Source organism: Sorangium sp. So ce302 (assembly GCF_051530145.1).
GTDB classification, from domain to species: domain Bacteria; phylum Myxococcota_A; class Polyangia; order Polyangiales; family Polyangiaceae; genus Sorangium; species Sorangium cellulosum_B.
Genome location: NZ_CP150326.1, coordinates 5218333 through 5239203 on the forward strand (window position 1 = coordinate 5218333; position 20871 = coordinate 5239203).

Sequence of the window (20871 nt, forward strand, 5' to 3'; positions counted from 1 at the left end):
TGACACCTCATTCCGGGGCGCTTTAGCGTTATTTCGACCGTCATGCGTCGCAACGACTCACGCCTCCGCCCCGCTCTCCTCCTCGCACTCGCCTTGTTCGGCGCCGATTGCGGTGACGATGCCATCTGTTCGCCAGGCGCCCTGTCCGCCTGTTTCCTCGCCGACGGGTCGCTCGGCGCGCAGCAGTGCAACGCGGATGGCACCGCGTTCGGCGCGTGTGCCCCCGTGGCGAGCGGCTCTGGACGAGGGTGCGAACACCTCGGCGAAGCGTGCTGTCCCGCGCTCCCCGAAGAGCTCGTCGCGGGCTGCGACGCCGCCGCGAGCCAGGCGAACGACGCCGCGTGCGACGATTTCCTCGCGAGCGCCAACGCGGTCGATCTCTGCACCGGAGGGCCCGGGGAGGGTGGGGCGCCGGTGGTCCCCTATGGCCCGAGCTGCGCCGGCCTGCTCGACGCGTGCTGCGCGGCGCTGCCGGCGCAGCTCAGGGAAGCGTGCCACGCGACCGGATTCCGGGGCAATGAGCAGCTGTGTCACCGGTTCCTGGAGAGCGACGCCAAGGACAACGGCTTCTGCGCCGACGTCGACCCCGCGGCCGAGAGCTGCGGTTATCTGTCGGAGCGGTGCTGTCCCTCGCTCCCCGAGGGGGCGCGCGAGCGCTGCGCCGCCCTCGCGGGAGAGTCCGACGCGGCGCGGTGCCTCGACTACCTCGGCGGCGCGGCGGACGCGGGCCGCTGTCCGAGGCTCGGCCCGGACGAGCCGTTCAGCGCGGCCCCGTGCGAGGCGCTGCTCGATACGTGCTGCGCGACGCTCGAGCCTGAGCTTGCGTACGAGTGCGATCTGGCCGCGATGTCCGGCGTCCATGCCCGCTGCGAGGCGTTCACCGGCTCGATCCGCGCGTTCGGCCTCTGCCTCGGCAGCGACGGCGCGGGGGGCGGCGGCGACGACTGCGGGGACACGTCGAGCGACGTGGACAACTGCGGATTCTGCGGCAACGTCTGCGGCGACCAGCACGCGACGCCCTCGTGCGCGGCCGGCAGGTGCTCGCTCGCGTGCGACCTCGGCCACGCCGACTGCGACGGCGAGCCTGCGAACGGCTGCGAGGCGGACGTCGAGGGCGACGCGGACAACTGCGGGGCCTGCGGCAACACCTGCAGCGCGCGCCACGGCGCCGCCACCTGCGTCGCGGGCGCCTGCGAGGTCGCGTGCGACGCCGGGTACGCGGACTGCGACGGCGACGCCTTCACCGGGTGCGAGGTCGCGCTCGCCTCGGACCCGTTCCACTGCGGCGCGTGCGGCAACGACTGCGCGGGCGGCCTCTGCGACGCCGGGGAGTGCGCCCCGGGCGCCACGTCGCTCGCCTCGGGCCTCGCGGTGCCGTCGGCCCTCGTCGTCGACAACAGCGCCCTTTACCTTGTCGGCTTCCAGCACGCCGGCGGCATCGCCGTCCGCGTCGACAAGCTCTCCGGCGGCGCGACGTGCCTCGCCAACGGCGCTCCTCCCGGGGTCGTGGGCTGCAGCGCCGACCGCTTCGAGGACATCGCCCTGCTCGGGGCCGACGCCATCGTCACCGGGTCATCCGGCGTGCTCCGGTACCCCTTGTCGGGCGGCGCCGCGATCCCCCTCACCACCGCGATCCCCGACCCCTGGGCGGTCGTCACCGACGGCAGCGACGTCTGGTTCACCTCGCTCTCTCAGGGCGGGATCTACCGCGTCGACGCCCTCACGAGCGGACAGCGCGCGCAGGAGATCACCGGCGTGTTCTCCGAGCCCGGGGGCGCGCTCGCGAGCGACGCGGAGCACCTCTACTGGTCCCGGACCGACGGCACCGTCGTGAAGCTCCGCAAGGACGGCGCCGAGCGGCGCCAGATCGCGTCCGGACAGGTGGTGGACACGACGAACCTCACGCCCCACACCCTCGCCGTCGACGCCGAACACCTCTTCTGGAGCAGCCCGAACGGGTTCGTGTTCCGGCTCGCCAAGGACGGCGCCGACCTCACGGTGCTCGCCGACGATCAGCCGAACCCCGCCGGGATAGCCGTCGATCCCGGCGACGGCGGCGCCGTCTACTGGGCCAACCGCGTCGGCTCGATCCGCAAGGTCCCGAAGGCCGGCGGCGCCGTGACGACGCTCGCCGTCGGCCAGCTCGACGCGATCGCGATCGCCGTCGACGAGGCGTTCGTCTACTGGGCGACCCGGGCGGGGGACGTCCGCAAGATCGCGAAGTGAGCTGAAGAGCAGCCGGGAGATGCAGCGCATGCATGATCGCGTCGAGGGCAGTCCGTCGCACCGAAGCCCTGTCTCGAGCCGCCTCCGGCGTGTGCCGGCGGTGCGCCTCCTCGGGACGCTCGCCGTGCTGCTCGCCGCCGGGGTGGTGGCGGGCATGGGCTGCGGCCAGGAACCGCCCCCTCCCGCCGTCGCGGCGCCGCCCCTGGGCGCGCAGGCGAACGACGACGCGTGCGCGTGCAGCGGCGGCTTTTATTACAACGGCGAGGCGATCCCGATCGAGGACACCCGGTGTGACAGCTTCGTGTGCGGGCGCGACCTCATCGCCTATCACTGCGTCGACCTCGGCGCGAACGACAACTGGCGCAGCTTCCCGGGGAACAGGTGCGGGGATCTCGCTTGTCCCGGCGCAGGGACCTTCTGCGGCGCGGACGTCGTGAACGGCGAGCCCGCGGCCCTGTACCAGTGCGCGGGCGCGGGGCAGATCCCGCTCGAGTGGACGATCTGCGAGGGGGGCTGCCGCCGCGGGGCGTGCACCGACGCCGCGACGAGCGAGTGCCCGTGCGAGGTCCCGCCCGTCGCCGGCGGCGAGCACATCCCGCGCACCTGTGGGCAACGCGTGTGTTTCCCGACCGGGGCTGGCAGCGACGGGGTGAAGATGGTGTGCACCGCGGACGGGTGGCAGAGCCTGGGGCTCTCGTGCACGCAGCGCGCGGGCACCTGCAACGCCTGCCGCGGGGTGCAGGACAGCTTCGACAACGAGGTCACCACGACCGCGTGCGGCGAGACGATCTGCGGCCTCGGCCACGGCAACCGCAGCGAATGGATCTGCGGAGAAGCGGGGTGGCTCGACCTCAATCGCCCCTGCGAGCCGGGCAAGCCGGAGGAGGAGGGCGCGGAGTTCGGTCGCTGTCCGGAGCAGTTCCAGGACAAGGACGGGAAATGGAAGTCGGTCGAGCAAGGCCAGACCTTCTGCGGTGATCAGGTCTTTCGTAGCCCCTGGAACAACGACCTGGCGCGGAGCTTTGGCGAGCCCTTGATCCAGATCAAGGGAAAGGCGACGCAGCTCTTCGCCTGCCCCGGGCCGGGCGCCCGCCCTGTGCCTTATCGGGACTGCTCAGCGCTCGGCGGCACCGGGGAGTGCAAGACCGTGCGGGAGCTGCCGGCGATGCACTACCACGAGGTCACCGGCGCGCAGCCCCAGGACGGCGCCAGGACGATCCGCGACTGGGACCGCTGCGACGAGGCGTGCCCCACGGTCACCGACGCGGTGTACACGAGGGTGGGGCCGGACGGCAACCGCTTCTGCCGCCATCTGTTCTGCGGTCAACACGGGATCACCGGCCGCGTCGGGACCTTGTACCAGTGCGCCTACGACGATTGGACGTACTGTCCGCCGTCGGCGGAGTCCACGCGCGCCGTCGTGGGCCGTCCGGTGCCCTACGAGGAGTGCTCTGTGGCGTGCATGCCGCTCGACACCAAGAGCCGAAACGACGTGTGTGATGCCACGTCGGATCAGGAGCCGTTCGGGATCCCGGATCCAGCGCCCGAGCCGAGCCCGTCGTCGCGCTGCGACGCCATCCGCGATTACCAGGACAACGAGGTCCCTCCGGCGTCGCGGCGGCGGGGCGCGAGCGTCTGCGGCCGCGGCGGGCAGGTGTTCGAGTGCCGCGATCGGCAGCTCTACCGCCCCGACGGCTGGCACGCCACGGGGATCTCGTGCGGCACCGCGTGCGGGATCTGCGGCCCGGATCCGTACGGGGCCCAGAGCTCGTTCTGCAGATCGATCACGGAGTTCTTCGGCAACACGTGCAGCGACATCACCGCCGACCCGGAGGCGATCCTGTGCAACAACAGCGATGACGTCCTCCTGAACGACCCTGCCTACTGCGGCCACAACCCCGGCCTGCACGCCGCGGGTGACCCGTGGATGCTCTACACCTGCAAGGCGTATTGCGAGCGCGAGGAGGGCGCGGCGACGCGCTGGGTACCGTGCGAGGGGCGCGAAGGCGACGGCCAGAACGGGCGAGAGAGGACGCGGGTCTACCGCTTCGATCACGCGACCTACTGCCCGATGGGGTGCAAGGTCAACGAGAGGGTGAACGACGCGTGCATCGCGCCCACGGGGAACCTCCAGTTCCCGTTCCCCGACCACAAGATGATCCAGAACATAGGCCACAAGCCGGGCTGGAATGAGGGCCGGCACCTCGGCGAGGACATCGGCAAGGCGAGCGGCCGGACGGAGGGCACCTACGTCTTCCCGATCGCCCCTGGCAAGCTCCTCCGGGCGGGCATCAACTGCTCGCAGTACCTCGGCATCGCGCTCGTCGAGCACCGCTTCAAGGAGAACGGCGAGGAGAAGCGGTTCTGCTCGTTCTACGGGCACCTCGACGTGGATGAGCTGGCGATGACCCTCGTGGGACAGGACATCGGCACCGACACGCCGCTCGGGAAGATCGCCTATTGGGACGACATCCCGAGGCAACACAACCTCTATTGCGACACCAAGTGGACGGAGTGCCCGGCGGAGGACAGCTTCCCCTGCGATCCGGGCAATTCGCACCTGCACTACGCGGTGCTCTCCCACGCCGAGTGCGCGCGCTTCGACGACGGGGGCGGCGCGCCGCCCGGGTACGATGAGTGCAACACCGCATCGGCGGTCGGGTACCTCGACACGGAGACGCGGATCGAGTCCTATACCGCGCTCGACGGGACCTGCACGATCCCCATCTCGAGCCCCGACGGATACATCTCCCCGGAGTGGTTCGTGACCTCTCGTCTACATTGATCCACCGCCCGCGCCAGCGTCGAGCGCCGGGCGGGGAGGCGTCCTCGGCTTGACCGGCGCCTCGCGCGGGCAGGCGCGCGACGTCAGGCGGAGGTCGGCGGGAGCGGCATCACGCACTCCACGAAATAGCGCAGGATGTCCTGCGGGGTGATGATCCCGACGAGGCGCCCCTCGCGCACCACCGGCAGATGGTGGATCCGGTTCGCGCGCAGCAGGGTCATCACCTCGTCCGTGGGCATGAACTCGTCCACGCAGATGGGCGGGGTGCTCATCACGTCTGCAGCCGTCATGCCTGCGTACTCCTTGCGCAGGAGCACGCCCAGGAGATCCGTCTCGCTGACGAACCCGACGATGTGGTGCCCCCCGTCGATGACCGGCGCGCCGCTCAGGTGATGGTTGGCGAACAGCTGCAACATGTCGGTGACCGGCGTGCCCTGCTCCAAAGCGATAACACGCTCGGTCATCAGATTGCGCGCATGGCCCTTCATGGTCCGGTGCATGTAATGATCAACACGCAGCGACGTCAAGGGCGTCGACGCACCGCGCCGAGCAGCCCGTCCAGCCGCCGTCCTTCCGCAACGTCCCCCGCCCCAGCGCCCTCCGTCGCGCGACCGCTGCGGACGGCCGGGGGCGCAACGCACCGGCCGGCTCGGCCGACCTCGGCGCCCCCTGCCGGCCGCCCCGGCGGCCAGCGGGCCCGCCGGGGGAGCTCAGGGAGTCGACGGCGGGGCCCGGGAGGCGCAGGCCCAGGCCGTCGTCCGCTCGGATGGATCGCTCCCGCCGAGCGCCTTTCCGGGCGCCTCCCGGCGAGGAGGTTGGCTGTCAGCGACAGGCCATCGTGTCGCCACCATCGCACTTCGACCGCACCCCATCGCTCCTCCGTCCCCGGTGCCAGCATCGCTGTCCATGATGCCTTGGACAGAGCAGGAGTCTCGCGCCAACAGCGCCAACAGAGCGATCGCGCCGCGACACAAAAAAAGAGACCATTGCGTGCGCGTCGGTCTTTGCCCGGCGGGGTATCAGTGACATCTTTCCATTTGTCTCTGTAGCGGAGATGGCCCGATCGGCCGCTCCGACTCGTGGGCTTCTTCGCGGCTCGTGCATCTGAACAAGATCACGCACCGGTGTTCGATGCGCGCACCCCTTGGCCCGCGCCTCGGCGCCGGTCGTTTCGGGAGCTCGTGGGCCATGCGCTCATGGGCATCCCAGGGGGGCGTTATCCATGGAGCATTCGCCGAAGCTAGCTGCACTCCTCCTGGCCATCGCCGCGCTCTTCGCGAGCGCGTGCGCGGTGGCGCTCGATCCGGACGCTCCGGCCGAGGACGCCGGGGACGCCGCGTCCCAGGCCGCCCAGACGGCGAACGCGCTCACGTCGAACGCGCTCACGTCGAACGCGCTCACGTCGAACGCGCTGGCATCGAAGGCGCTGACGTCGAACGCGCTCACGGCCGAGGCGCTCTCGGGCCACCCGCTCACGGCCGAGGCGCTCCGCGACCCGGCCGCGCGCACCCTGCTGAAGTACGTCGCGGGCTGCGCGCTGCCCGCGGGTGAAGGCTTCACCGTCGCCGTGGACGGGGACGAGTTCTCCTTCCCAGGGGAGCTCGGCCTCGCGGCGAGCTGGGGCGAGGAGGGCGGCGCCTGCGACGAAGCGTGCCGGTCCTGGGTCAGCGGCTGCGTCCTCGCCCGCGTCAACTACCTCGGGCACAAGGTGAACATCTCCGTCCGCGGAGATCGCAAGGAGCTCCAGGCCGACAAGGTCGAGCGCGCGGCCTATCCGAGGCGCGAGGCCACCTACTACGGCAACGTCTTCGCGCCGCAGCGCCGCTACCACGCGTGCCTCCCCCCCGAGCCGTCGTCGCTCGCGCGCGCCTGCGGGCCCTCGCTCGAGACGTGCGCGATCCAGGTCGCCGGCTCGTGCGACAGCCTGTGCGACGAGCCGAACAGCGACGGAAGCTTCTCGAACTGCCGCGGCAAGATCCGCAGCAGCTCGGGCAAGCTCATCGTCGAGAGGACGCCGAACCCCGGCTCGGTCACCGTGTTCCTGCGCTGACGTGGGCCACGCGGAGATCATCGCGGGGCGCTTCGTCGTCGAGGGCGAGGCCGCCTCCGGAGGGATGGGCACCGTCTACAAGGCGTACGACCGCCTCGGCGGCGCGGCGGTCGCCCTCAAGATCGTCCGGCTGAGGAACGAGATCCAGATCGAGCGGTTCGAGCGGGAGGCCGCCCTCCTCGCCGCGCTCGTCCACCCGGGCATCGTGCGCTACGTCGCGCACGGCAGCACCCCGGAAGGCGATCGCTACCTCGCCATGGAGTGGCTCGACGGCGAGGACCTCGCCGCCCGCCTCGCGCGCCGCGTCCTGCCGGCGAGCGAGGGGCTCTTGCTCGTGCGCCGGGCCGCCGACGCCCTCGCGTTCGCGCACGCGCGCGGCATCGTCCACCGCGACATCAAGCCGAGCAACCTCTTCCTCCCGGGCGGGGACGCCGGGCGGGTCAAGCTCGTCGACTTCGGCATCGCGCGGCCCAGCAGCGACGCGGGGCGCGTCACCGTCACCGGCGGCGTCCTCGGCACGCCGGGGTACATGGCCCCGGAGCAGGTCGAGGCGCACAGCGTGCCCGACCCGCGCGGCGACGTGTTCTCCCTCGGGTGCGTCCTCTTCGAGTGCCTCGCCGGCCAGCCCGCCTTCGCGAGCGCGAGCCCGATGGCTTCGCTCAGCAGGGTGCTGCTGATGAGCCCGCCCCGCCTCCGCGACGTGCGCGCGGACGCGCCGGCGCCGCTCGACGAGCTCGTCGCGCGCATGCTCGCCAGGCAGCCCGGCGACCGCCCGCGCGACGGCGCCGAGGTCGCGGCCGAGCTCGACCGGATCGCCGCGATGCGGGGCGGGTGGACCGCGCCGCCCGACGCGCCGACGCTCGCGGGCGGCGCGCCGCCCGACGCGCCGGCCCACGGCCTCGCCCCGCGCGACCGCGCCGCGCTCACCCTGGGCGAGCAGCGCGTCGTGAGCCTCGTCTTCCTCGGCGAGCCCGGCCACGGCGCAGCCCGGGCGCCCCAGCCCGCCCCGCAGGCCCCCCAGGAGGCCCCTGGCGAGCCGCCGCCCGCCTCGCGCAGGTCGCAGCTGCCGCCCGGATCGAGCAGGTCGCAGCCGTCCACGTCGAGCGCCAGGGCCGCGGAGATCCGCTCGCTCATCGAGCTCCACGGCGGCAGGCTCACGCAGCTCGTCCCGGGCGTGGAGATCGTCATGATGTCCGGGCCCGGCAGCGCCGTGGATCGCGCCGAGCGCGCCGCCCAGTGCGCGCTCGCCCTCCGCACCGAGCTCCCGGGCGCACCGCTCTGCGTCATCACGGGGCGGGGCGTCTTCTCCGCGGGCCTCGCCGAGGGCGACGTGATCGACCGCGGCCTCGCCGAGCTCCGCGCGGCGCTCGACGAGCGTGAGGTGCGCGCGGTGCGCATCGACGGCGCGACCGCCGACATGCTCGGCCCGCGCTTCATCGTCGCGCACGCCGCACCCTCGGCGCCGGGCGGGCCGCTCTTCCTTTACGGCGAGCGCGCCGTGGACGAGGTCGCCCCCGCCTTGCTCGGGAAGCGCACCCCGTGCGTCGGCCGCGCCCGCGAGCTCTCGATGCTCCACGGCGTGCTCGCCGGCTGCATCTCCGAGGCGCTCGCGAGCGCGGTGCTCGTCCTCGGGCCGCCCGGCGCCGGCAAGTCCCGGCTCCGCCTGGAGCTCTTCGCCGCCCTGCGGCAGCGGGACGAGCCGATCGAGATCCTCTGGGGCCGCGCCGACTCGGGCTCTCCCGGCTCGCCGTTCGGCATGATCGCGGACGTGCTCTGCCGGGCCGCCGGCCTCCGCGCGCGCGACCCGGCGTGGGCGCGGCAGCGCAAGCTGAAGCAGCGGCTCGGGCGTCACCTGGGCGGCCCGGCGCTCGATCGCGCGGCGGCGTTCCTCGGCGAGATCAGCGGCGCGCCGTCACCAGAGCACGCCCGCCTGGTGCGGGCGGCGCGCCAGAGCGCCACCGGCATGAGCGACGGCGTGGGGGCCGCCTGGGAGGACTGGCTCGCCGCCGAGTGCGCCGCGCGCCCGGTGCTCCTCGCGCTCGAGGACCTCCACTGGGGCGACGCCGCCACCGTGCGCCTGCTCGACGCGACGCTGCGGAACCTCCGCGAGCTCCCGCTCATCCTGCTCGCGCTCGCGCGCCCGGACGTCCACCGGCTGTTCCCGAGCCTGTGGGCCGAGCGCGAGGTGCAGACGATCAAGCTCGGCCCGCTGCCGCGCCGCGCGAGCGCGGAGCTCGTGCGCGCCGCGCTCGGCGAGCCCGTGCCCGAGGGCGTGGTCGCGCACCTCGTCGAGCGCGCCGGCGGCAACCCGTTCTACCTGGAAGAGCTCATCCGCGCGGTCGCGAGCGGCAAGGAGGAGCTCCTGCCCGACTCGGTGCTCGGCACGGTGGAGGCGCGGCTCGACGCCGAGGGCAACGAGGGCAAGCGCGTGCTCCGGGCGGCCAGCATCTTCGGCGATCGCTTCTCGAAGCGCGGCGTCGCGGCGCTGCTCGGCGGCGAGGAGCGCCTCGCCGACGTGGAGGCCTGGCTGACGGCGCTCGCCGATCGCGAGCTCGTCGCGCCGGCCTCGGCGTCGGCGGGCCTCGCCGACGCCGCCGACTACGTCTTCCGCCACACGCTCGTCCGCGAGGCCGCGTACGCCATGCTGACCGAGCGCGACCGCGCCCTCGGCCACCGGCTCGCGGGCGCGTGGCTCGAGCGGAGCGCCTCCGCCGATCCGCGGGGCGTGGCCGAGCACTTCCGCCGCGGCGGAGAGCCCGGCCGCGCGGTGCGCTGGTACCGCCGCGCGGCCGAGCAGTCGCTCGAGGCGAACGACCTGCGCGCCGCGATCGAGCGCGCCGCGTGCGGCGAGGCGTGCGGCGCCGAGGGCGAGGATCTCGGCGCGCTCCGGCTGGTCGCGGCCGAGGTCAACGTCTGGACGGGCGACCTCGCGGCGGCCGAGGAGCTGGGCGCGTCCGCGGCCGAGCTGCTCCCCGCCGGCTGCGCCGGGTGGTTCCGGGCGGTCACCCAGATCGCCGCCGCGGCCGGGAAGCTCGGCGCGGTCGACCGCGTTGCGCGGTGGGCCGCCGTCGCCGAGGGGATGTCCGCGGCGCTGCCCTCCTACGCGTCCGCTGCGCCGCCGTCCTGCGCGCCGCCGGCGCCGACGTCTGCGGCGTCGGCGGGGCCGCCTTCCGCGGCGCCCCCGGCGTCCGCGTCCGCCGCGTCCGCGGCGCTGTCCTCCGGCGCGGCCGCGCTGCGCCGCGCCCGGATCGCGTGCTTCTGCGAGTGCGGCGCGCAGCTCGTCTTCGGCGGCCGCTACGCCGAGGCCGACGCGCTGCTCGCGCGCATCGACGAGGACCTCCGCGCGCATCCGCCGCCGGACGCCGAGCTCGTCGCGATGGCGCAGCAGCTCCGCGCGATCCGCGCCTCGGCCGGCGGCGATCCCGAGGCGTGCCTCGAGGGCCTGGAGGCGGCGCTCGCGGCCTTCGAGCAGGCCGGGGACAGGCGCAGCGCCTGCGTGATCGGCGCGAACCTCGGCTTCATCTACGCCGAGCTCGGCGAGCTCGGGGCGGCCGAGTCCGTCCTGCGCGCGGCCCTGGAGGCCGCGGACCGGATGGGGCTGCGCGAGCTCGAGACGGTGGCGCTGCACAACCTCGGCCACGCGCTCGGGCAGCTCGGCAAGCTCGACGAGGCGCAGCTCGTCGAGCGGCGCGCGGTGGAGGCGTTCCAGCAGCGGGGCGACCTCCGCATGGAGGGCGTGGCGCGGACCTACCTCGCGAAGATCGCGCTCCTCTCCGGCGACGCCGCGACCGCCGAGCGGGAGGCGCGCGCGGCCGAGGCGGCGCTGCACGTGGCCCCCCGGCTGCGCGCGGCCGCCGTGGCGGTGCGCGCGCGGGCGCTGCTCGCCGCGGGCGAGGTCGCGGCGGCGCTCGGCGCGGCGCGGGCGGCGTTCGGCGAGCTCGCGGCGCTCGGATCCCTGGAAGAGGGCGAGTCGCTCGTGCGGCTCGCCTACGCCGAGGCGCTCGCGGCGTCCGGCGCCCACGGCGAGGCGGCCACGGTGCTCTCGGAGGCCAGGGAGCTCCTGCTCGCGCGGGCGCGGCGGATCGCGGACCCGCGGCGGCGCGAGCGGTTCCTGACGGCGGTGCCCGAGAACGCGCGCATCGTCCTCGGCGCGCGCGGTGCGACGGCGACCTAGCCGACCCGAGGGCGCGCGCCCTCCGCCTCGCCCGTCCGCGTGCCCCCGGCCTTCGCCGCGACATGGGCGGCTCTGCGCCCCCGCGCTGATGCCCTGTCGCGCCGCCTGGACCGACGTGACCCCGTGAAGGGGAGGACACCGGGCTTCCGATTGTCCAGGATACGCGAGGTGCCTGTCGCGCTGAGAGCCTGTGAGTTCTGCTTGATTCGAATTAAACAAATACTCTATCAGAGGTGACAGGTGATCAGACGAGCTCATTCCTCCAGCATGCGCGCTGCACGACCCACCGCCGTCACACCCGCTCGAAATCAGAGAGTCGAGAGAAAACGATGGGCCGGGCGCCGGACATGGATTGACGCATTGCGGTGCACGGCGGGAGCTGTCGTGGTGCTGCTCTCGCAAGGATGCGTCGCGTCGATGGACGAGCCGGCGGACGTGGAGCGCGCCGAGGTCGGCGAGGGCGCGCTGGCGATGAAGAGCTATGCGCAGACGCGGTATCCGATCGTGCTCTGTCACGGGATGGCCGGCTTCAAGGCGATGTTCGGGGTGATCGACTACTTCGGTGGGATCGCGGCGGCGCTGCGCTCCGGCGGAGCGGAGGTGTACGTCACCGAGGTGCCCCAGTTCGACAGCACCGAGGCGCGGGGGGAGGCGCTGCTCGCGCAGGTCGAGGATATCGTCGCGCGCACCGGGAGCGGGAAGGTCAACCTGGTCGGGCACAGCCATGGCGGGCTCGACGCCCGGTATGTCGCCGCGGTGCGGCCGGATCTCATTGCCTCGGTGACCACCATCGGGTCTCCGCATCAGGGGGCCGAGCTCGCCAGTTTCCTCCAGGAGAACCTGCGGGAGGGCGGGTTCGCGGAGGGGGCGCTCTCGTTCCTCGCCAACGGCCTCGGCGCGGTGCTCAGCCTGCTCAGCGGGCACACGGCGCCTCAGGACGCGATCGCCGCCGTTAGATCGCTGTCCGCCGCCGGGATGCGCGAGTTCAACGCGCGTTACCCCGCCGGGCTGCCCGACGGCCGGTGCGGGCAGGGCCCCGCCGAGGAGGGCGGCGTGCGCTTCTTCTCGTGGTCGGGGACAGCGGTCGTCACGAGCCTCATCGATCCGACGGACCTGACGCTCAAGCTCATCTCCACGCTGTATTCGGAGTCGAACGACGGGATGGTGGGCAGGTGCAGCTCCCATTTCGGGGAGGTGGTCCGCGACGACTATGCGATGAACCACCTCGACGAGGTCAATCAGCTCTTCGGGTTTATCAACCTGTCTGGCCCGAACCCGAAGTCCGTGTTCCGGTCGCACGCGAGCCGGCTGAAGGCCGTCGGCCTCTAACCTTCTGGAGGGCTCTTCGTGGCGCGTCGTGGCAGGACCGCTTTCTTCGTGGCAATGGCGCTCGTCGCGACGGTCGGCGTGGGGCGCCTCCTCTCGGGGGAGCGGCCTCGACCGGCGGCGCCCTCTGGCAGGTCGAATGACGGGGCCGCGCGCCCCGGTCGGAAGGAGGCGCTGCCCGCGCTGTCGGTGGCGCCGGCCCCCACGCGCCTCCGGCAGGCGCTGTCGGTCTCGCGGCCTCACGCGGCGCCGCGCCCGCCGGCGATCACCGCGCCGCCCTCGCTCCGCGGCACCGGCGTCGACGGCGCGGTGATCGCCGACGAGCGCGGCGATCTGGTCGTCGGCCCGGAGCTGCTCGGGCTGTTCGACTACTTCCTCAGCGCCACCGGCGAGGAGCCGGCGCCGGCGATCAGGGCCCGCGTCGTCGCGGCGATCCGGGAGCGGGCGACGGGGCGCGCGGCGGAGCAGGCGATCGCGCTGTTCGACCGGTACCTCGGCTACCGCGAGGCGGCCGGCGAGGCGCGCGTCGAGCAGGAGGCCGATCCGGCGGAGCGCCTCGCCGCGCTGCGCGAGATCCGGCGCGCATGGTTCGGCGAGGCGGCCGCGGCGCGGCTGTTCGGCGACGAGGAGCGGGAGATCGAGGCGGCGATCGAGGAGTCCCGCATCCTCGCGGACGAGGCCCTCTCGCCGGAGGAGCGCGACGCGCGGATCGCGGAGGTCGAGGCGGCGCTCCCGGAGGCCGTCCGCGAGGCGCGGGAGGCGGCGACGCGCCCGCTCGCGCAGCAGGCCGAGGAGCAGGCGCTCCGGGACGCGGGCGCCTCGGACGAGGCGCTGCGCGCGCACCGGGTCGCGACCGTGGGCCCCGAGGCCGCGGACCGGCTCGCGGAGCTGGACCGGCAGCGGGCGGCCTGGCAGCAGCGCCTCGACGCGTTCGCCGGCGCGCGCGCGGACATCGAGGCGACGGTGGCCGATCCCGACGCGCGGCGCGCCGAGGAGGAGGCGCTGATCGAGGGCTCGTTCACGCCCGAGGAGCGGCTGCGCGTGCGGGCGATCCTGGGCCTCCCGCGGTGACGGGCGCGCCTACAGCGATCCGCCGATCGAGAGCCCGAGCCCGCCGGGGGTGACGAGCGGGGCTGCGCCCACCTGGAGGACCTGGCCGCGCTGCAGCGGCACGCGCACCTGCCGAGGCATGGCGATGCCGCCGAGCAGCATCCCCAGGCCGACGGCTTGCCCGGCGCCGAGGAGGGAGAGGCCGACCGCGCTGGCCGCCGTCGGCCGCCCCGTGCCGAGGTGGATCCACGGACCCGCGAGGGGGATCAGCAGCGAGGCGGGGTTGGCCGAGGTGCGTTCGTGGCGCCGGACGACGAAGCAGGCGCCCTGGGAGCACTGCGGCACCAGCCGGATCCGCACCTCCGGCTGCGCGAGGGAGAGCGTCGCGCCGCGGACGGCCGACGCGACCCAGAAGCCGCCCAGGGTCGACGCGCCCGCGATGATCCAGCGCGCCCTCCGGGGGTTCGCGACGTAGGTGGCGGTCGCGACCCGCTGCGGGGCGCGCTGCGTGATGGTCGCGGCCCGCTGCGGGGCGCGCTGCGTGATGGTCGCGGGCCGCGGCGGCGGCGCGGCACGACCCTGCGCCGGGGCCTGAGGAGAGATGGCCTGAGGCGAGACCGCCTGCGTCGTGCCAGCGGCGGAAGCGCTGGAGATGCCGAGACAGAGGCCGATCCCGAGAAGCCCGGCGAGCCCCTGGACGACGCCTTTCCCCCTTGTTGACCTACCGCTGGTTCTCCCCGTCTTCGAAGTCCACATGCGCCCCTCCCGGTGCCATCGACGCACCTGCGCCGGAGAGAGCAAGCCTCGGGCCTCCTCCGGGAGATGCCTTTCGCCCCCGTCGATCGAGTGCCCGGGATCCGGGGCAGGGAGGTGCAGTGAGCACAGAGGGCAAGGAGCGCACAGCGATTCTCTGCGATCCCCTCGGAGTCCTCGGCGCCTCTGTGATTCCGCTTCCTGGCGAAGAGGTACCGAGTCCCGCGTCCCGGGAAGACGTCGCAGACGACGAGCGTCTGACACGGCCAGGCCCGGGGATCCGCGGCGCTCTCGATTTTTTTCGGGAGATTTCACAGGGAGACGGGGAGACGGGGAGACGGGGAGACGGGGAGTACAATCCCAAAAATCTCCACGTCTCCCTGTTCAATTTCTGCTGAAATGCCAGCAAATGAGGGATTTGTCAGGCCGCAATCCACACGGCTCGGCGACCTGCTCCTCGGGCGGCACCGCCGGCCGAGCGACGAGGATCTCGCCGAGATGCGCGGCCAGGGGATGATCTGCTGAGCGCCTTCCCGGTCTTCGAGGCGGGGATCGACGAAGCTGACAGTGCGCTGTGGTGAAAAATTACACCGCGGCGCGTTGCCGGCAGGGAGAACCGTCGTGGCCGGCTCGGCGACGCGATGCGCCGGGCAAGAACGTGCCGCCGCGGCCCGGATGACGCGCTGCGATTTTCCTGCTCCGATGAATGCGCAGCCCGTTCATTGCATCGTAGTCGCCGAGCCGCCGATGGTGTGGGGGACGGGCGTGTCCTGGAGACGTTCAGGTTCGTGGGTTTCACTTGTCTTGCGGAGGTAACCTATGAGGTGTGCGCGACACAGCAGCGGACGCATGCTGGTAGCTTGTTGTTTGCTCATCGGATTCAGCTCGGGGTGCGAGAGCTCGGTTGTTTTTCCAGAGCCATCTCCCCAGCACGACCCGGTCGATCCGCCGCGGGACGAGGAGGCGGCTGACGTCGGCTCGCCGGACAGGCCCGTTGCCCGGTCGGGGACGGCCGAGCGTGTCGTCGATGTGCCGAACGGCGGCGGCGCGGATGTGCCGAACGGCGGCGGCGCGGATGTGTCGAACGGCGGCGGCGCGGATGTGCCGAAGCCGAACGGCGGCGGCGTGGGCGATCGATGCGCGGGTCCGTTCCCAGGCGAGGAGCCGAGCGACGGCAGCGGCTACTACCTGAAGCCCGGTCTCCTCTATCCCGCGGAGTCCTCGGGCGTGTACATGGGTCAGCTGTCGCTGGGCGACATCGACGGGGACAGGCGCTTCGACTTCGTGAGCACGGATCGCGAAGCGCTGTACTTGCAGACGCATCCGCGGGTACGGGACCTGAACGGCGAAGTCATCTACACCCCTTCCACGCCGGCCAACGCGGTCGAGGACACGTTGCTGCTCGACGCGGACCACGACGGCGCGCTCGACGTCGTCGTCGCGCAGCAGGATGGGCTCGCCTTCCTCCGCAACCAGGGCGGCGGCGCCTTCGAGCCCCCGAGGACGATCGCCGCGCCAACCACGTTCTCCCCGACCGCCGTGGACCATGACGGGGATGGCGTCCTCGACATCGTCGGGCTCGGTTATCACAGCAAGATCCTCGTCTACCGGGGCGACGGCGGCGGCGGCTTCGAGCTGGCCCACGAGCTGCCGGCCGGCGTGTTCATGTCCGGCATCGTCACCGGCGACGTGACCGGGGATGGCCACCCCGACGCGGTGATCGCGATGACCGGCGTGGGCGCGGGCATCGCCGTCTTTCCGCACGACATCGAGAGCGGGTTCGACACGACCGGACAGCAGGTCTTCTTCGAGACGACGCCGCCGAGCTCAGGCGTCTCGTTCGTCTCGGTCGCGGTGGGCGACGTGAACAACGACGGACGCCAGGACGTCGCCGCCGTCACACACGAGTACTCCGACGGGCCGATGCGGGTCTGGATCCTGCTGCAAGACGGGCTCGGCCACCTGACTGCGCCGCAGCCGCTGCTCACCATCGATGACCACCAATATTTCGTCTCAGGGGGCCTGCAGATCACCGATCTGAACCTCGATGGGCGGAGCGATCTCGTCGCGGTCAGCCGAAACACCGCCGAGATGTGGTCGTTCCTCCAGACCCAGGAGGGCACGTTCGAAGCCGAGGCGGCTTCATTCCCAGGCACCTTCGAAAACATCGACGGTTTCGGCGTCGGCATCACCGATTTTGACTGCAACGGGTGCCCTGACGTCGTGGGCGTCCAGCTCGACGGTCTGGTCGTCTTCCGCGGTCGCGGCTGCGCGACGGCGCCTTGAGCGCTCCCGCGGGCGGCGCCTCCTGCCCCTTGTCCAGCCCGTCCTGAGCTCGTCCCGCCGGGAGCGGGGGGCCCGGATCTACGCGGCCTTCGCCGGCTTCGGGTTCAGCTCGAGGAAGCGGCGCTGGTAGGCGTACGAGCGAAAGCGGATCTTCAGCGGCGGCTTGTTGTTGCTCTCGATCTCGAGCTTCGCGCCGTCGTCGTGCTCGGCGCAGTGCGGGATGCGCAGCGTGTAGGTCGTGCCGCCGCCGGTGCGCACCGCGATGCTCCCGAGCGCGAGCCCGGCCGCGGCGACGGCCGCGTTGGTCCCGGTCTCGCCGTCGTGCGCCTTCGCCTCGACGCCGCGGGTCGCCGGCCTCGCGCACACGCAGCAGCCTGCCGGCCAGCTGATCGTCTCGCTCGTCACCGGCACCGGAAAGCCCGGCGTCGGGTGGACGTAGTCGTCGGCGAGCACGGTGAGGACGCGCTTGTCGACGAGGTACGCGGCCTGGCACTTGTCGCAGAACGCCGGGTCGTCGGTATGGTTGAGCTCGATCTCCTCGAGCGTCGCCTGGCAGCGCGGGCACGTCGCGGTGCCGGCCAGGTCCTTGGCGGCCAGGAGCGACCCGAGCGAAAACACCGCGAACCCGAGGCCGCCGGCGAGACAGAGCAGCCACAGCAGACCGGAGCGGCCGATCATCGCGCGGAAACAGAGGAACGAGAGGCCGGCGAGCACCGCCGTGATGACGGCGTACTTGATGGTGGAGCCCGTGTTGCGGGTCACGGTGGACGTCATGAGAGCGACCTTAGCGCCGGTCGACCCTCGAGCGCGCGCCGAACGCTGTCAGCGGGTCTCTCGCCCCCGGTGGCGGCTACACCGCGCCGTCGCGGAGCCACTCGCCGAACCGCTCGCCGATCATCAGCGCTGTCAGGTTCGTGTTCACGCTCGGGATGGTCGGCATGATGCTCGCGTCCGCGACGACGAGGCCCTCGACGCCGCGGACCCGCCCGCGCCCGTCGACCGCCGCCGAGAGGTCCCCCTCGGGCCCCATCGGGGCCGTCCCGCACGGGTGGTAGCCCGAGCCGCAGCTCCGGGTGATCCACCGCTCCAGCGCCTCCCGCCGCATCAGCGTGCGCTCCGTGGGCCAGACGAACCAGCCGAGCTCGCGCATCGGCGCGGTGCGGGCGATCTCGTACGCGAGCGTGAGCGCGTCGACCGCGCGCGACAGGTCGTCCCGGTCGACGAGCATGTTCGAGACGATGCGGGGCCGCGCGTGCGGGTCGGCGCTCACGTGCTCGATGCGGCCGACGCCGCGCGGCTTGCCGATGCAGCACGCGATCGCGAACGCCGGCACCGTGAGGCGCGGGTGCAGCGGGAAGAACGAGCCCGGCTGGAGCATCACGTCGTTCGGGTACTGGCTCCCGCGCGACGTGGTGCGGAGCATCGTCTGGACGAGCGGCTGGCGCAGGACGTCGATCAGGCCGCGGCGGCGCGGCCACAGGCCGATGACGGCCCCCGGATGATCGAGCAGCCGCGCCCCCACGGCGGGCACGTCGGACACGAGCGCGACCCCGAGGCGCGCGAGCTCGGCCCGCGGCCCGATCCCGCTGCGCAGGAGGATCCCGGGCGTCGCGATCGCGCCGGCGCTCAGCACCACCTTCCGCGTCGCGACGACCTCGACGCGCCCGTCCGTCTCGATCTCGACCCCCTCGACCCGGCGGTTCCGCACGAGCACCCGCCGCACCGTCGTGCGCGGCCGGAGCCGCAGGTTCTCGCGCCGGCGCACCTCGGCGGTCAGGTAGCAGCGCGCCGCGCTCATGCGCTGTCCGTCGATCTTGTTCATCGCGTGCGGCCCGACGCCGCCGGGCGCGCGCGGATCGTTGGTGTCCGCGCACTCGGGGTGGCCGAGCGCCCTGCACCCGTCGACGAACGCCGCCTGCCACGGCACGAGCTCCTCGCGCCGGGCGCGGCGGATCGGCACCGGGCCGCCCTTGCCGTGCCAGGGCTCGCCGAAGTCGAGATCGTCCTCGAGGCGCTTGAAATAGGGCAGGCAGGCGTCGAAGCCCCACTCGGGCAGGCCGAGCGCCGCCCACTCGTCGTAGTCGTAAGGCTGGCCGCGGACCGCGATGCACGTGTTCACGGCCGACGAACCGCCGACCACCTTCCCGCGCGGGAAGAGGAACATGATCTGCCCGGGCGTCGGCCGGTGGCGATAGCCCCAGTCGTGCGCGAGCCACGAGTTGCGGGTGCCGTCCCGCAGATCGGCGGGCAGGCCTTCCGGGTCCGGGTAATCCGGGCCCGCCTCGAGCAGCAGGACCTCGCGATCCGCGCGCTCCGTGACGCGCGCCGCGATCACGGCGCCCGCCGAGCCGGCCCCGACGACGACGAGCTCCGCGGCGCCGGCGGGGCGGGGGGAAGAGGACGTTGACGTTCGAAACACCTTGGAAACTCGACCTACACGGGATCGCGCCGCCGGGCAACGAACCCTCGAAACTGTCCTCGCTGTATGACCTTCATGCGGCGCCAGAGCGGCGCGCGCCGGGCGGCGTACGGCGCGCGCGCCCGTCCGAGGGTCCGATGATCCGCCCGGGAGGCCACATTGGAAACACCGAGGTTCATACAGGGTGTCTACTCGTTCGAGGGGCAGGGCCTGGAGCAGCCGGTGCCCCTTCGTCCGGCGGTCGGGTACACCGTCCCGCGGGACAAGCGCGCTCAGCTCATCTACCTGCGCGCGGGCAACTCCACGTCCGAGCTCATCTACCTGCTCCTCAAGCGCGACGGCCACCCGATGCGCTATTTCCCGATCGGCGCCAAGGCGGCGATCCACGTGCCCCTCGTGATCGTCGAGGACATCCACCCGGAGAGCGTGATCGAGCTGTGCGTGGGCGCGCCCGAAGGCGCGCGCGGGCTCGCGACGATCGACATCGGCCTGGCGGAGATCTGAGCCATGCAGAAGAAGCGAAAGCTCGTGTTGATCGGCAACGGGATGGCCGGCGTCCGCACGGTCGAGGAGATCCTCGCCCTCGCGCAGCGCTCCGGCTTCTTTTACCTACGCGCCTCTGAGGTTCCGCCACGCAACCACCCCAGCGACGCAACCCCGAGCATCACTTCCACTCCAGCGGGGCGATGTAGACGCCGCCTCGACCCCATCCGGCGGAGCTGACCCACCAGGAGCCCTCGGCCTCGATGACCTCGGCGGCGTGCGAGGCGACGTGCCCGGCGGTCCACCCGGTCTCGAAATGGCGCGGGTTCAGGCTGACGAACACGTCGGTACCGACGTAACCGCCACGCGGACCGATGAACAGGTACCACAGGCCGAACCGCGGCAGGACGAACGGCGACTCCGTTCCGCCGCCCCAGGTGCCCTCCACCGGGTCGGTGTAGGCGATCCCGCGCTCGCTCCAGTGCACCAAGTCCGCGCTGGTCCGGTACGCCACGACGTGGTTGCCGCCGGCGGGGTCGCTGGTCGCGGTGTAGTACATGATCCAGTGCCCGCCCAGCCGTAGCACCATCGGATCCCGCGCGTCGTACCCGTCGCGGAACAGCGGGCCGCCCGGGTGCCGGGTCCACGTCCACAGGTCCGGCGAGGTCGCCACGCTGATCGCGTACTGCGTGTGGTCGTTGCCGCCGCCGCAGTAGAACATCCAGTACAGACCGTCGTGATGCACCACGTGCGGCGCCCACAGGTGGGTCTCGCCGTAGTAGGAGCGGTCCAGCGTCAGCGCGGGCGGCTGCTTCGTCCACGGCCCGAGCAGGTCCGGCGCGGTGGCGTGGGCGAAGATGTGCTCGTCCAGCGGGGCCGCCGGTTCGGCGTGGGTGATGCCGAACATGTGCCAGGTCCCGGCGTCGTCCCGCACGAAGCAGTGGTCGTTGATGTACCACGGCTCGCTCTCGCCGACGCTGGGGTCGTAGACGTGCACGAACTCGCCGGCGTGGACGCCGAGCGCGCGGCCGCGGGCCGCGGCGGGATCGCCGGCGCGGGACTCGTCCGGCTCCTCCGCGTCCGCCGACCGCGTCCGCCAAGAAGCCAGCGAGGGCACCGCCGCGGTGAGGGCGAGCAGCCAGCGACGGCGCAACCTCGGCCAGCTCCAGGAACCCATCTCAGCGAGGCTGAGGAAATCCAAACGCGATCCGAAAGTCAAACTCCTTGTAGCGGCCGTCCCATCGTACAGCCACGCTGCACGCGCTGGTTGACATATAACACCCTACGCGATCCGCCCACCCTCCTGGAAAAGCGACGCT

13 protein-coding genes are annotated in these 20871 nt (G+C 72.6%); 8 read left to right on the forward strand and 5 right to left on the reverse strand.

Features of this window, described 5'->3' with window-relative positions; translation table 11 throughout:
- Positions 1 to 42: 42 nt before the first annotated feature.
- Together WME73_RS19800 and WME73_RS19805 are read left to right on the forward strand one after the other, a co-directional pair.
- A complete protein-coding gene (locus tag WME73_RS19800) occupies positions 43 to 2226 on the forward strand; it encodes a hypothetical protein (RefSeq protein ID WP_437916728.1) in 2184 nt (727 codons plus the stop codon).
- 19 nt (positions 2227 to 2245) lie between these two features.
- Positions 2246 to 5011, forward strand: coding sequence for a hypothetical protein (locus WME73_RS19805; RefSeq protein WP_437916729.1), 2766 nt, complete (start codon positions 2246 to 2248; stop codon positions 5009 to 5011).
- Between the two features lie 83 nt (positions 5012 to 5094).
- Here the strand turns inward: WME73_RS19805 and WME73_RS19810 are convergent, their stop codons facing one another.
- On the reverse strand, positions 5095 to 5475 hold the full coding sequence (locus tag WME73_RS19810) for a CBS domain-containing protein (protein WP_437916730.1): 381 nt from the start codon (positions 5473 to 5475) through the stop codon (positions 5095 to 5097).
- A gap of 758 nt (positions 5476 to 6233) precedes the next feature.
- On the opposite strand from WME73_RS19810, the gene WME73_RS19815 reads away from it, so the two are divergent.
- From WME73_RS19815 to WME73_RS19830, 4 genes are all read left to right on the forward strand, one after another.
- Positions 6234 to 7061: a hypothetical protein gene (locus tag WME73_RS19815; protein WP_437916731.1), complete on the forward strand. Its 828-nt coding sequence runs from the start codon at positions 6234 to 6236 to the stop codon at positions 7059 to 7061.
- Position 7062: 1 nt separating this feature from the next.
- On the forward strand, positions 7063 to 11235 hold the full coding sequence (locus WME73_RS19820) for a serine/threonine-protein kinase (protein WP_437916732.1): 4173 nt from the start codon (positions 7063 to 7065) through the stop codon (positions 11233 to 11235).
- Between the two features lie 417 nt (positions 11236 to 11652).
- On the forward strand, positions 11653 to 12564 hold the full coding sequence (locus tag WME73_RS19825) for an esterase/lipase family protein (protein ID WP_437917414.1): 912 nt from the start codon (positions 11653 to 11655) through the stop codon (positions 12562 to 12564).
- 18 nt (positions 12565 to 12582) lie between these two features.
- Positions 12583 to 13632, forward strand: coding sequence for a lipase secretion chaperone (locus WME73_RS19830; protein WP_437916733.1), 1050 nt, complete (start codon positions 12583 to 12585; stop codon positions 13630 to 13632).
- A 9-nt stretch (positions 13633 to 13641) separates the two neighbouring features.
- Here the strand turns inward: WME73_RS19830 and WME73_RS19835 are convergent, their stop codons facing one another.
- On the reverse strand, positions 13642 to 14367 hold the full coding sequence (locus WME73_RS19835) for a hypothetical protein (protein ID WP_437916734.1): 726 nt from the start codon (positions 14365 to 14367) through the stop codon (positions 13642 to 13644).
- Positions 14368 to 15231: 864 nt separating this feature from the next.
- On the opposite strand from WME73_RS19835, the gene WME73_RS19840 reads away from it, so the two are divergent.
- Positions 15232 to 16650, forward strand: coding sequence for an FG-GAP repeat domain-containing protein (locus WME73_RS19840; RefSeq protein ID WP_437916735.1), 1419 nt, complete (start codon positions 15232 to 15234; stop codon positions 16648 to 16650).
- A 78-nt stretch (positions 16651 to 16728) separates the two neighbouring features.
- Here the strand turns inward: WME73_RS19840 and WME73_RS19845 are convergent, their stop codons facing one another.
- Both WME73_RS19845 and WME73_RS19850 read right to left on the reverse strand, forming a co-directional pair.
- Positions 16729 to 17424, reverse strand: coding sequence for a hypothetical protein (locus tag WME73_RS19845; RefSeq protein WP_437746971.1), 696 nt, complete (start codon positions 17422 to 17424; stop codon positions 16729 to 16731).
- A 76-nt stretch (positions 17425 to 17500) separates the two neighbouring features.
- Positions 17501 to 19069, reverse strand: a complete 1569-nt coding sequence (locus WME73_RS19850; protein WP_437916736.1) for a GMC family oxidoreductase — start codon at positions 19067 to 19069, stop codon at positions 17501 to 17503.
- Between the two features lie 159 nt (positions 19070 to 19228).
- On the opposite strand from WME73_RS19850, the gene WME73_RS19855 reads away from it, so the two are divergent.
- Entirely contained in the window at positions 19229 to 19573 is a 345-nt protein-coding gene (locus tag WME73_RS19855) for a hypothetical protein (protein WP_012236117.1), read from the forward strand.
- A 160-nt stretch (positions 19574 to 19733) separates the two neighbouring features.
- Here the strand turns inward: WME73_RS19855 and WME73_RS19860 are convergent, their stop codons facing one another.
- The gene (locus WME73_RS19860) at positions 19734 to 20705 is read right to left on the reverse strand and encodes a family 43 glycosylhydrolase (RefSeq protein WP_437916737.1); all 972 of its coding nucleotides are present in this window, start codon (positions 20703 to 20705) and stop codon (positions 19734 to 19736) included.
- Positions 20706 to 20871: the final 166 nt, after the last annotated feature.